Raw genomic sequence first — 12,688 nt, 5'->3', positions numbered from 1 at the left:
GATGCAGCACTCGGATGTTCCGGTCATCTACCCGGACGTGGACGTGATCCGGCGAATCCAGGAACTCGTGGTCCTCTGCTCGCTGCTGCCGCCGGACGGCAAGCTGCGCGAGGTGCTGGAACTCGCGCTCGCGCTGAACGAGGAGCCCACCCTGACCCGGCTCACGCCGGTCACCGACCTGCACCCCTTCACGACGCACAAGTGGCTGGAGTCGCTGTGGTCGCCGGAGGGACTACCCGAGCAGGAGAAGGAGGTCGTCGCCTGGCAGAACGAGAACGACAACATGAGCCGAGCGCTCGTGGAGTTGAAGAACGCGGAGGCGCAGCTGGGGTTCGCGCTGGCGGCCCGGCTGCCCACCGAGCAGTCCGAATGATCCGAGAGAACAGCACTCAGGAGGAGATCATGTCCGACACCATTCTTCGCCAAGCCGTCATCGACGCCGAGTTCCGCTCCGCGCTCATCGCGGACCCCGCCGCCTTCGGCGTGGAGCCGGGTGACCTGCCCGACGCGGTCGAGGCCGTCGACCAGGACTCCCTGGACTTCTGGACGAAGGGGATCGCGGCCAACGAGGTCGTCGCCTGCGCCAGCACCTGCAGCGCCGGCCCGTTCACGTTCGCGTGCGACGGCTCGACCAAGTGAGCTGAGCATCGACGCGGTGAGCCTCCGGGCTCGCCGCGTTTCCTCGCCCACCACCGACCGGGGACAGGTGTTGATGCAGACCGACCGAGCACTCGATCTGGCGGCCCGCGCGAGCAACTTGGACGAGCGGCTGCGCGTCGTCACCGCGCTGCGCGACTCCGGACGGCCGCCGGCGGCGGCACCGCCCGATCCGGTCGAGCGGTGGCGGCTGGACCGGGTCGCGGGGCGGCTCGCGGGGAAGTTCGCGCAGGAGGCCGAGAACCGGGCGCAACCCGCCGAGCACACCGCCGAGGACCTCGCCGCGGCGCTCACCGCCTTCCGAGCCGTCGAGCTGGACCCGACCGGTCCGGGGCTGCCCGAACTGCTGGAGGAGCTGCACGCCGCCTGGTTGCCGACCTACCGCGACGCGGTGCACGGCTGGGATCCGGCGCACTCCGACCCGCGGGCGACCTGGCTGGACACCGGGGTCTACTACGGCGAACTGGCCACCGCCTGCGAACCGTTCCTGGTGGAACTGGGGCGCAGGCTGGAGAAGGTGCGGGCCGAGCTGCCGGAGTCGATCGGGCCGAACCTGGTCGACGACCTGCAACGCCACCTGCACGGCCGCTTCTCGCTGGCGCTGGCCTGGGTGGTGGAGGCCGAGGCGAACCTGCACCGGGCACGGCGCGGGCTCGACCGGGAGCGGGCTGGCGAGGCCGACTACCTCGCCTACTTGGACGCGACCTTCTCCGATGCCGCCACGTACCACGCGTTCTTCCTGGAGTACCCGGTCCTGGGGCGCTGGCTGGCCCACCTGACCGAGCTGGTCACCGACTACGGGACCGAGCTGCTGCGCAACCTGGCGGCGGACGCCGCGCAGCTCGGGGCGGAGCTGTTCGGCCGGACCATCGCCGAGTTCCGCTCGCTGCGGCTCGGCAACGGGGACTACCACGCGGGCGGGCGCAGCGTGGCGGTGGTGACCGTCGAGCTCGACGACGGCGAGACCGGGACGGTCTACTACAAGCCGCGCTGCCTGCGCTCGGAGGCGGGCGTGCAGGTGGTGCTGGACCGGCTGCGCGAACGGGACGTGGTGGGTTTCGCCGCGCGCCCCGTGCTGGTGCGCGACGGCTACGGGTACGAGGCGGCGATCCCCGGCGGCCGCAACGAGACCGGCAGCGCCGAGGCGGCCGCGCACGTGTACCGGGAGCTCGGCGGCTACCTGGCGCTGTTCTACGTGCTCGGCGGCAGCGACCTGCACTTCGAGAACATCATCGTCGCGGACGGGCACGCGTACGTGTGCGACGGCGAGACCGTGTTCGACGCGTCGCCGCTGGGCCGCGGGGGCAGCGGAACGGTGCAGGACTCGGTGTTCAAGACGGGCCTGCTGGAGTGGCCGCGCGCCGAATCCGCGGACGGGCCGGAGCAGATGCGGCTGAGCGGCTGCACCGGCGGGGAGAGCTACGAGATCCCGATGCCGATCCCGGTGATCACCGGTGAACGGCTCAACTTCGCGGCGACGGTGCGGAACCGCTCAGGCGTCCGGGTCGAGCTGGACGCCACCAACCGGGTGTTCCTGCACGGCGAGCTCGTCCACCCGCAGGACCACCTGGAGTCCATCATGGACGGTTTCGACCGGGTGCACGAGTGGCTGGAGCACAACGCGGACGAGGCGGTCGCGCTGCTGTCGGCGGCGTTCGACGGCGCCTCCGCGCGGTTCCTGAACTGGAGCACGCAGATCTACGCGCAGCTGCTGGCGTCCGCGCGGCACCCGAAGTGCCTGGCCGACCCGATCGAGGTCGACCTGCTGCTGAACACGGTGCGCACCTTCCCCCGGGACTGGGACCGGACCGCGGTGCTCTCGACCAGGGAGACGGCGTCGATGTGGCGGCTGGACGTGCCGATCTTCACCGTCGGGGTGAGCGACGTCCACCTGGTGCACGACCACGCCGAACGGCTGCCGACCACCCTGCAGCGGTCCCCGCTGGACGGTGCCGCGAACCGGATCCGCGGCCTCACCGCGCAGGACCGCGCGCGGCAGGCCCGCTACATCGCGGCCAGCCTGTCGCACGACGAGATCAGCAGCCCCGCGTTCGTCGCCACCGCGCTGGACTACGCGGTGCGGGTCGGCGAGCGGTTGTGCTCGATGATGCTGGAACCCGGTGCCGCCGCGCCGTGGAAGTCGTTCGGCCGGGTCGACGGCGTGCTCGAATCCGTGGACATCGACGCCGACCTGTACACCGGCACCGCGGGCGTGGCGCTGTTCCTCGCCTACCTGGACGACCTGGTGCCGCGCCCCGAGTTCCGGCAGGCCGCGCGCCGCGCGCTGGCGCACGCCACCGGCACCCCGCCGCAGCGCACCGGCGCGTTCGCCGACGTCGGCGGCCGGCTCTACCTGCTCGCCCACCTGCACCGGCTGTGGGGCGAGCAGGAGCTGGTGAATCGGGCCGTGGAGCTGTGCGACGGCCTGCCCGGGCTCATCGACGCCGACACCCACCTGGACGTGCTGCACGGCGCAGCCGGGATGATCCCGGTGCTGCTCCAGCTGGAACCGCTGCTCGGGGACGAGGCGCTGGGCCTGGCGCACCACTGCGCGGCCCACCTGCTGCGCCGCGCCCGCGACCGGGGCGACGCGCTGAGCTGGCCGTCCAACACCCCGGAGCACGCGCGGGACGACATGACCGGCTTCGCGCACGGCGCGGCGGGCATCGGCTGGGCCCTGGTCCTGCTGGGCACCCGCACCGGCCGGGAGGACTACGTCGCCGCGGGCCGGCGCGCCTTCGCCTACGAGGCGCGGCACTTCGACACCGGCGAGCAGGACTGGTACGACCTGCGCTACGACACCGGCCAGGTCGCCAAGAACGGCCACCACTTCTCCAACGCGTGGTGCAACGGGGCCGCCGGGATCGGGCTCAGCCGCATCGCCGCCTGGGCCCTGCTGGGCGAGGACGACGAGGAGCTGCTGCGGGAATCCCGGTACGCGCTGGGCGCGACCGTGCGGAACTTCCCCCGGCTGAAGAACCACACGCTGTGCCACGGCACCTCCGGCAACTCGGAGCTGCTGCTGCGGTACGCGCTGCTGCGCGCCGACCCCGCGTTCCGGTTGGAGGCGAACGTGCAGGTGCGCGAGATGTGGCGCTCGCTGGACGACGCCGAGCACGGGCTCGGTGAGCAGAGCGCCGACTTCTTCCCCGGGCTGATGCTGGGGATCTCCGGTTACGGCATGCACTTCCTGCGCATCGCGCACCCGGATCGGATTCCGTCGGTGCTCATGCTCGACCCGCCGCCACCGCGGCCCTGAGCCGCTTCCCGAACCCCTCCCACCTCGAATCCGGCATCCCAGCGCCCCGGCGGGCACCGGCCCGCCACCCGCAACGGACGAAGGAGCCCGCCATGACCGTCGAAGCCTGCAAGAGCTTCCTGCACGCGACCAGGCAGCAGCCGGAACTCGCCCAGCAGCTCAAGGCCGTCACCGGGATGAAGGAGGTGATCGCGCTCGGCGGCAGGCACGGCTTCGAGTTCACCGCGCAGGAGATGGCCGCGGGCTCGGCGGAGCTCGGCGCGGAGAACGGCCCCGAGGCGGCCGCCGAAGACCCCGTGACACCACGGGAAACGGCCTTCTACCACCACGAGTACGACCTGGCGGACGTGCCGGAACTCGCACCGCTGATCGACGAGCTGCCGCTGCTGAAGGTGCGGCCGCCGCTGGACATGGCCGAGTTCCACGCCCGGTTCCGCGCCGACGACCTGGACTCCACCTCGAAGTCCCCGTCCGATCCCGAGTTCCAGGAGTGGAACCGGCGGATGATGGCCGCGCACTGGCAGGACCCGGCGGGGGGCGGCGCGCGGCGGGACTTCCACCTGGTGAACCTGGACGAGCACATCGACCATCCCGGCTACCCCGCGTACTTCGCCGCCAAGACGCGGGCGATCCGGTTGCTGGAGGGCGTGTTCGGCGACGAGATCCGGTTGTCCGGCTCGATGTGGTATCCGCCGAACAGCTACCGGCTCTGGCACACCAACGAGAACCAGCCGGGCTGGCGGATGTACGTGGTGGACCTCGACGACGACTTCCCCGAGAGCGGCGGGACGTCCTTCTTCCGCTACCAGAACCCGGGCACCGGCGAGATCGTCACGCTGCCGGAGCGCCGCAGGATCGTGCGGTTCTTCAAGGCCGAGCAGGATCCCGCGAAGTTGTTCTGGCACTGCATCGTGAACCCGACCGAACGGCACCGGTGGAGCTTCGGCTTCGTGGTCCCCGAAGGGTGGCAGGACCGCTTGGAAGGCGCACGCGCAGCGTGACGGGAGCACCGAGCGCCCCCGGCCGTTCGAGACCAGCGAGGAGCACCCGTGCGACGACTCCGGCGAGGCGACGAGCAGCGGCCTCCGCATCCCGCGGACGCTCCCGCGATCGTGGCCCGCGACGTGCACAAGTCCTACCGCGGGACGCCCGCCGTGCGCGGCGTGGACATCACCGTGGCCCGCGGCGAGATGTTCGGCTTCCTCGGGCCGAACGGCGCGGGCAAGTCCACCACGATCGCGATGATGTGCACCTTGGCGCAGCCCGATTCGGGACGCATCGAGATCGCCGGGTACGACGTGGTGCGGGACGCGCACCAGGTGCGCCGCAGGCTCGGTCTGGTGTTCCAGGAGTCGACGCTCGACCCGGACCTGACCACCGCGGAGAACCTGGGATTCCACGCCGACCTGTACGCGATGCCCCGGGCGCTGGTGGCCGAACGCGTCGACGCGATGCTCGACCTGGTCGGGTTGCTGGAGCGCCGCGGGGACCGGGTCGCCACGTTCTCCGGCGGGATGCGGCGCAGGCTGGAGATCGCGCGCGGCCTGCTGCACCGGCCGAGCGTGCTGTTCCTGGACGAGCCGACCGTGGGCCTCGACCCGCAGACCCGCGCCGAGATCTGGACCTACCTGCACCGGATCGCCGAGCAGGAGGCGACCACGGTCTTCCTCACCACGCACTACCTCGACGAAGCGGAGCGGTGCGACCGGCTCGCGATCATCGACGCGGGCCGGATCGTCGCGCAGGGCACCCCGGCGGAGCTGAAGTCCGTGGTCGGCGCGGACCGCATCGCGCTGCGCACCGGAGACGACGCCGCGGCGGTGCGGGTGCTGCGCGAGCGCTTCGACCTGGCGGCCACCACCGCGGACGGCCGGGTGCAGGTGCAGGTCGCCGACGGGGCTCGGTTCGTGCCGGTGCTCTGCTCCGGGCTGGACGTGCCGATCTTCGAGGTGACCGTGACCCGCCCGAGCCTGGACGAGGTGTTCCTGCACTACACCGGCCGAGCCATCCGAGATGAGCCCGTGCCCGCGCCCTGATCCCCCACGGCCGTCGAGGAGTCCGCGTGACCAGCACCGCACCGCCCCGGGCCGCAGCGACCCGACCGTCCGAAGACGACATCGGTCGACGCGGCAGGTTCGCGCAGGAGTGGCGGGCCGGCTGCATGGTGTGGCGGCGGGAGCTGCTGCACTTCCTGCGGGACCGCACCCGGGTCGCGGTGTCGCTGCTGCCGCCGTTCCTGTTCCTGTACGTGCTCGGCATCGGCCTGTCCCGGCTGCTGGCGGGCGGGGCCGGCGGGCCACGGGCCGCGGCGGACTACCTGCTGTTCCTGTTCCCCGGCGTGCTGGTGATGGCCGCGCAGGCACCCGCCATCTCGGTGGGGGCGTCGATCGTGTGGGACCGGCAGACCGGGTTCCTGCGGGAGATGCTGGCGGCGCCGGTGTTCCGCGGCACGCTGCTGCTCGGCAAGTGCCTCGGCGGCGCGACGGTGGCGACCGCGCAGAGCGGGATCGTGCTGCTCACCGCGGGACTGGTCGGGGTGCCGTACGACCCGGGTCTGTTCGCGGTGCTCCTCGTCGAGATCGCGATCGCCGCGCTCTCGCTGACGGTGCTCGCCGCCGGGGTGGCGGTGGTGATCAAGCGGGTGCAGACGTTCAACACGGTGCTGTCCGTGCTGATCACGCCGCTGGTGTTCCTGTCCGGGATGATGTTCCCGATCAGCGCGATGCCCGGCTGGATGGTGGCGCTGACGGTGGTGAACCCGCTGACCTACGCGGTGGACGCGATGCGGCACGCCGTGCTCGGGCGGCTCGGGCAGGAGCAGTCCTCGACGATCTTCGCGCCGGTGGAGTGGGGCGGATGGGAACTCCCGCCGTGGGTGGAGATCGCCGTGGTGCTCGCCTTCTCGGTGCTGGCGCTGGCCGCGATCAGCCGCCGCTTCGCCCGCACCGGTTGAGAGGCGCTGCTTCCGTCGCCGAGCGCTCGGGTGGCGGAACCTCAGCCGGCCCCTCGCTGCGGGGTCGATGTCACCGGTGGCTCCGCCACAGGAGAAATCGCCGTCCTCGCGAGGGACCAGCTGAGACCCGCGGCGGTGCCGGTGTCTCAGGTGGTCGTCGGCTCAGCGGCTTCGCCGCTGACCGGAAACCGACAAGACCCGCCGGGCAGGTTCGGAGACACGGGCGATCAGCGGATGGCCGGGCTGCGCACGTGGTCGGCGGGTCAGCGGCTTCGCCGCTGACGGGGACGAAAGGCGTCTCGTCGTCACAGGTCTTCCAGGGGGTTGGTCGCCAGGTTGTGCACCAGCCCGGATTGCACGAGGCGGTGGGCCGCCGTCGTCGGCTTTCGCTCGGCCTGGTCGGTGACGCAGGCCGCGAACTCCGCCGCGAGGGCGCCGCGCGGGTGCGCCGCCAGGACCTCGCGGCGGAAGTCCGCGGGCAGCGCGTCCGGGCGCGCACCCGAGATGTCCAGGCCGGTGGCGACTTCCAGCAGATGCCCCTCCACGTCGAGCTCCGGATCCACGAACGGCTCGTTGTGCCGCACGATCACCTCGAGCACGCGGCGCCGCCGCGCCGTGGACCAGCCCGCGCCCGCGGTCAGCGCCACGGCCACGTGCCCGCCCGCGTGCTCGTAGGAGATCGCGTGGTTGTCGAACTCGGCCGTGGTGCCGATGTCGTGCAGCAGCGCGGCCACGTGCAGCAGTTCGCGATCCACGTCCCGGAAACCCTCGACGACCGCGAACGCCTCGGCCCACAGCCAGGACCGGATCGCGTGCGCGGTGAACGCGGCCGACTGGTACTCGGTCGCCAGTGCGAGAGCCCCACGGGCCGCCGCGGTGTCCGGTGGCGGGAAGTCGGCGAGGCGCATGGTGGCGGACCCTACCCGGATTCGCGCTCCGCACTCCCCGTCTCGGCCGGACTCCCCGTCTCGGCCGCACTCCCGACCTCAGCAGCACTCCCCGCTTCGGCCGCGCCGCCCGCCGGTCCGGGCGCTTCCAGGCCGACGAACATGGCCTGGTGCAGGTCGGTGACGTGGCGGTGCGCGATGTCGGCGGCGGCCGCGGGGTCCCGGGCGCACAGGGCGGCCACCAGCTCGCGGTGATCGCGGTTCGACTCGCGCAGCTGCTCCATCGGGTAAGGCAGGTAGTAGCGGTACAGGTCGCGCAGCACCGGTTCGTAGTCCGCGGCGGCGGACGGGACGCCGGTGGCGGCGGCGACGGTGCGGTGGAAGACCTCGTCGAGCCGGTGGAACTCCGCCCAGTCCGCGGCCCGCTCCATCCGCTCGGTGAGCTCGTGCAGCTCGGCGATCCGGTCCGCGTCCGCGGCGCGGGCCGCCAGGTGCGCGAGCCCGCACTCCAGCACCAGCCGCTGGTCCACCAGCCGGTGGACCTCGTCGGCGGCGGCCCGGTACGCGTCGGTTTCGCGCACCGCGCTGCGGGCCGGTTCCGCCACCACGCGGGTGCCGCCGCCGCGGCCCGGCCGCCGTTCCAGCACGCCGTCCCGGCCCAGCGCGACCAGCGCCCGCCGCACGGTGATCTGGGACACGTCGAGGGCGGTGGCGATCGCGGCGTTGCCCGGCAGCCACTCCCCCGGCGCGAGCAGACCGAGGTCGACGGCGAGGGAGATCCGAGCGCGCACCGTGTCCACCGCCGACAACCTGCGAATTCCGGACAGCGCCGCCGAGGACAGCGCCGAGTCGGCGACGACCGGTTCGTCCGGGTCAGATCTGGACATGATGCTCAGCGTAATCGCACGTCAAGCGCAAAGTGGTCAAAGTGAACACTCTTGCCGGAGGGATGGGCGCTGACCTATTTTCTTCCAGTCGCCCCGGCAGCCGTGCGCCGGTGCCACCCCGCCACCTGGAAACGAGACCCGATGCCCCGACCACTGCCGCTCGCGCTGGCGCAGGAACCCCCGCTGCCCGCGACCGCACCCCCGGACGAGTTCACCGCCCAGGTGGAGGCGCTGCTCGCCGAGCACCCCGGGACCCGGCTGGTGGCCTACCCGGAACTGCACCTGTGCGGCGTCACCGGCCCGGACCGGAACGCCCAGCTCGCCGACGCCGCCGAACCGCTGCACGGGCCCCGCACCCGGCGGCTCGCCGAACTCGCCGGGGACCTCGGCGTGTGGCTCGCGCCCGGCAGCGTCTGCGAACGCGGCGCGGGCGGGGAGCTGTTCAACACGGCGCTGGTGTTCTCGCCCGAGGGCGAACTGGCCTCCTGGTACCGCAAGGTCTTCCCGTGGCGGCCCTACGAGCCCTACGACCCCGGCGACCGGTTCGTCGTGTTCGACGCGCCCGGGATCGGCCGCATCGGCTTCAGCATCTGCTACGACGCCTGGTTCCCCGAGGTGGCGCGGCACCTGGCCTGGATGGGCGCCGAGCTCGTGCTCAACCCGGTGCAGACCACCACCCCGGACCGGGCGCAGGAACTGGTGCTGGCGCGCGCGAACGCCATCACCAACCAGGTCTTCGTGGCGAGCGTGAACGCCGCCGCGCCCGTCGGCACCGGGGACGGCCTGCTCGTCGGCCCGGAAGGGCAGGTGCTGGCGCACGCCGAAGGCGCCGAACCCGGCGTGCTCGCCGCCACGGTCGACCTCGACGAGGTGCGGCGGATCCGCACCGACGGCACCGCGGGGCTCAACCGCGTCTGGGACCAGTTCACCGCCGCCGACTCCCCCATCGCGCTGCCGCTCTACGACGGCCGCATCGACCCGCACCGCTGGCGCCCCGCCGGCCCGGCGCACGACTAGGAGCCACGCACATGCCCGGAAACGCACCGGTCCTGAACCGGTCGCTGCGACTGCACTCCGTCGTGCTGTTCGGCGTCGCCTACATGGCGCCGATGATCGTTCTCGGCACCTTCGGCGTCGTCGCCGAGGAGACCAGCGGCTCGGTGCCGACCGCGTACCTGCTGGCGATGGTGGCGATGCTGTTCACCGCGCACAGCTACGGCAAGATGGCCGCCGCCTTCCCGGTCGCCGGCTCGGCCTACACCTACGCGCGGCGCACCCTCGACTCGCGCGCCGGGTTCCTGGTGGGCTGGGTGGTGCTGCTGGACTACTTCTTCCTGCCGATGGTGATCTGGCTGCTCGGCGCCACCTACCTGCGCGCGCAGTTCCCGGACGTGCCGTTCTGGCTGTGGATCGTGCTGTTCATCGCCGCGACCACCGCGCTGAACGTGCTGGGCATCAAGGTCGCGGACAAGACGAACTCGGTGCTGATGTCGTTCCAGGTGCTGGTGATCGTGATCTTCGTGGTGCTGTCGCTGCGCCACGTGTTCACCACCTCCGGGGCCGGGGCGCTGCTGAGCGCGGAGCCCTTCCTGAATCCGAGCACCACCGCCGCGGGCGTGTCCGCCGGGGCCGCGCTCGCCGCCTATTCGTTCCTCGGCTTCGACGCGGTCACCACGCTCACCGAGGAGACGGTGGACCCGCGGCGCACGATGCCGCGCGCGATCCTGCTCATCACGCTGATCGGCGGCGGCATCTTCGCGGTGGTCGCCTGGGCCACGCAGCTGGCGCACCCCGGTGCCGCGTTCGCCGACCCGGACTCGGCGGTGTTCGAGATCGCCCGCGCCATCGCCGGGGACGCCGTCGCCGCGCTGCTGCTGGCCGGGCTGATCGTCGCCCAGTTCGCCTCCGGGCTGGCCGCGCAGGCCGGTGCGGCGCGGCTGCTGTTCGCGATGGGCCGGGACGACGTGCTGCCGCGCAGGCTGTTCGGCAGGCTGCACCCGAAGTTCCGGACGCCCGCGGTGAACATCGCGCTGACCGGCGTCATCGGGCTGATCGCCGTGTTCCTCGACGTGTCCACCTCCACGTCGTTCATCAACTTCGGCGCGTTCGTCGCGTTCACCTCGGTGAACCTCAGCGTGATCGGACTGTTCGTGCGGCGGCGCAAGGCGGGTGAGTCGCTGTCCTGGTGGACGTACCTGCTGCTGCCCGCGGTGGGCGCGCTGATCGACCTGTGGCTGCTGGTGAACCTGGATCCGGCGGCGCTGCTGCTCGGCGGCTGCTGGCTGGTGCTCGGCGTCGGCTACCTCGCCTACCGCACCCGGCTGTTCCGCGACCCGCCGCCCGAGATGCAGCCGGAGGAATCGGCCCCCGCGCCCGCCGAAGCGTCCTGATCCCCGGGTGAGCGGCCCACCCGACCGGCAGCGTGGTCCGGTGGGCCGATCACCCGCGATCATGGGCCGATGGGCTTCGACTCCGCACCCGAGCTGGTCTGGTACGCGAGCTACGGCTCGAACATGCACGCAGACCGGTTCCGGCACTACCTGGAAGGCGGCACCCCGCCCGGCGGCCGCCGCGCCTGCCCGGGCTCCCGCGATCCGCGGCCACCGCGGCGCACCGGCGGGCACCGGACGCCGGGCGGCGTGTACTTCGCGACCGAATCGCAGGTGTGGGGCGGCGGCCGCGCGTTCCTCGATCCCGAGCTGCCCGGCTCGGCGGCGCTGCGCGCGTACCTCGTGACGCCCGGGCAGTTCGCGGACGTGGTGGCGCAGGAGATGTACCGGGAACCCGGCGGGGACCTGGACCTGCGGGAGGTGCTGCGCACCGGGCGGCAGGTGCTCGGGCCGGGCCGCTACGAGACGCTGCTGCACGTCGGCGAGCGGGACGGGCACCCGGTGCTCACCTTCACCGCGCCGTGGTCCGCCGCCGAGGTGCCGCTGCTGGCGCCGTCGGCGGAGTACCTGCGGATGCTGCTCGGCGGGTTGCGCGCCGGTCAGGGCTGGGACGCGCGCACCGCGGCCGAGCACCTGGCGGCGATGCCGGGCGCCCGCGGGAGCTGGAGCGCGGCGGACATCGCCCGGCTCGCCGACCGGCCCGAGGACTAGCGGCGGCCGAACAGCTCCGCCAGGTCGGCGCCGGAGAGCACCCCGGCCGGGGCGGGGAAGGTGCCGGCGGCGATCTCGCGCGCCTCGTGCACCAGTGCGCTCAGCGCGGCGCGGGCCAACGTCGACCCGAGGCTGATCCGCCGCACCCCCAGCTCCGCCAGCTCGGCCACGGACAGCGCGCGGGCCGCACCGACCGCGAGCACGTTCACCGGTGCCGTGACGGCCGAGCACACGGCGTGGATCGCCTCGGCGTCCGGCAGCGCGGGCGCGTACAGCACATCGGCCCCGGCCTCCTCGTAGGCCTGCAACCGGCGGATCGTGTCGGCCAGGTCCGCGCGGCCGTGCAGGAAGTTCTCGGCGCGGGCGGTGAGGGTGAACGGGAACGGCAGCTCCCGCGCCGCCGCCGCGGCCGCCGCGATCCGCTCGGCCGCGCGGTCCAGGTCGTAGATCGGGTCGTCGGCACGCCCGGTGGCGTCCTCCACGGACCCGCCGACGGCTCCGGCGAGCGCGGCCGCGCGCACCGCGTCGGCGGAGTCCCGCGGCTCGTCGCCGTAGCCGTTCTCCAGGTCCGCGGACACCGGCAGCTCGGTGGCCTCGGCGATCTCCCGCACGTTGTCCACCGCCTCGTCCAAGCTCACCTGGCGGGCCGCGTCGCGGCGGCCCAACCGGCTCGCGAGACCCCCGCTGGTGGTGCCCAGCGCGGTGTAGCCGAGCCCCGCCAGGATCCGGGCGGTGCCCGCGTCCCACGGGTTGGGGAGCACGAACGTCCCCGGCCCGCGGTGCAGCTCGGCGAAGGCGGTGGCGCGGCGGTGCTGTTCAGCGGCGGTGAGTTCCACGGGCGTCCTCTGCTTCGGTGACCGGTCCGCCCGCATTCTGACCCGCCGCACCGACAGCGGCGGCGCGCCACGCGTGTCGCCGCGACCGCCGACCTCGCGCCCGCGGTC

At 72.9% G+C, this 12,688-nt stretch carries 12 protein-coding genes; 9 read left to right on the top strand and 3 right to left on the bottom strand.

Translation table 11 applies throughout. The features are described 5' to 3' along the window. Position 1 precedes the first annotated feature (1 nt). The 6 genes from AC29IT_RS10390 (at position 2) to AC29IT_RS10365 (ending at position 6,869) form a co-directional block, all read left to right on the top strand. Positions 2–373: a DurN family substrate-assisted peptide maturase gene (locus AC29IT_RS10390; RefSeq protein ID WP_358433165.1), complete on the top strand. Its 372-nt coding sequence runs from the start codon at positions 2–4 to the stop codon at positions 371–373. Between the two features lie 29 nt (positions 374–402). Then, positions 403–639: a cinnamycin family lantibiotic gene (locus AC29IT_RS10385; RefSeq protein ID WP_358433162.1), complete on the top strand. Its 237-nt coding sequence runs from the start codon at positions 403–405 to the stop codon at positions 637–639. Between the two features lie 73 nt (positions 640–712). Then, positions 713–3,916 (top strand): type 2 lanthipeptide synthetase LanM family protein, encoded by a 3,204-nt coding sequence (locus AC29IT_RS10380; protein WP_488218555.1) that lies wholly within the window; start codon positions 713–715, stop codon positions 3,914–3,916. Between the two features lie 92 nt (positions 3,917–4,008). Next, positions 4,009–4,917: a Nif11-like leader peptide family natural product precursor gene (locus AC29IT_RS10375; RefSeq protein WP_488218554.1), complete on the top strand. Its 909-nt coding sequence runs from the start codon at positions 4,009–4,011 to the stop codon at positions 4,915–4,917. A gap of 48 nt (positions 4,918–4,965) precedes the next feature. Next, positions 4,966–5,952 carry an ABC transporter ATP-binding protein gene (locus tag AC29IT_RS10370; RefSeq protein ID WP_358433154.1) on the top strand — a complete coding sequence of 329 codons (987 nt, stop codon included), beginning with the start codon at positions 4,966–4,968 and terminating at the stop codon, positions 5,950–5,952. A gap of 26 nt (positions 5,953–5,978) precedes the next feature. Then, on the top strand, positions 5,979–6,869 hold the full coding sequence (locus AC29IT_RS10365; RefSeq protein ID WP_358433152.1) for an ABC transporter permease: 891 nt from the start codon (positions 5,979–5,981) through the stop codon (positions 6,867–6,869). A gap of 305 nt (positions 6,870–7,174) precedes the next feature. On the opposite strand, the gene AC29IT_RS10360 is transcribed toward AC29IT_RS10365, so the two are convergent. Both AC29IT_RS10360 and AC29IT_RS10355 read right to left on the bottom strand, forming a co-directional pair. Beyond that, entirely contained in the window at positions 7,175–7,777 is a 603-nt protein-coding gene (locus AC29IT_RS10360; protein WP_488218553.1) for an HD domain-containing protein, read from the bottom strand. An 11-nt stretch (positions 7,778–7,788) separates the two neighbouring features. Next, a complete protein-coding gene (locus AC29IT_RS10355) occupies positions 7,789–8,643 on the bottom strand; it encodes a GntR family transcriptional regulator (RefSeq protein ID WP_488218552.1) in 855 nt (284 codons plus the stop codon). A gap of 141 nt (positions 8,644–8,784) precedes the next feature. Between AC29IT_RS10355 and AC29IT_RS10350 the strand changes: the two genes are divergently transcribed. From AC29IT_RS10350 to AC29IT_RS10340, 3 genes are all read left to right on the top strand, one after another. After that, positions 8,785–9,660: a carbon-nitrogen hydrolase family protein gene (locus AC29IT_RS10350; protein ID WP_488218551.1), complete on the top strand. Its 876-nt coding sequence runs from the start codon at positions 8,785–8,787 to the stop codon at positions 9,658–9,660. 11 nt (positions 9,661–9,671) lie between these two features. Beyond that, positions 9,672–11,033, top strand: coding sequence for an APC family permease (locus AC29IT_RS10345; RefSeq protein ID WP_488218550.1), 1,362 nt, complete (start codon positions 9,672–9,674; stop codon positions 11,031–11,033). Between the two features lie 69 nt (positions 11,034–11,102). Further along, positions 11,103–11,744, top strand: a complete 642-nt coding sequence (locus AC29IT_RS10340; protein ID WP_488218549.1) for a histone deacetylase — start codon at positions 11,103–11,105, stop codon at positions 11,742–11,744. On the opposite strand, the gene AC29IT_RS10335 is transcribed toward AC29IT_RS10340, so the two are convergent. Beyond that, entirely contained in the window at positions 11,741–12,580 is an 840-nt protein-coding gene (locus tag AC29IT_RS10335) for an isocitrate lyase/PEP mutase family protein (protein WP_488218548.1), read from the bottom strand. The genes AC29IT_RS10340 and AC29IT_RS10335 overlap by 4 nt on opposite strands. Between the last annotated feature and the right edge of the window lie 108 nt (positions 12,581–12,688).

Source organism: Saccharopolyspora sp. MMCC62 (assembly GCF_057736575.1).
The sequence above is the reverse complement of the archived record's forward strand: the minus strand, read 5'-3'. Positions and strand labels throughout refer to the sequence as shown.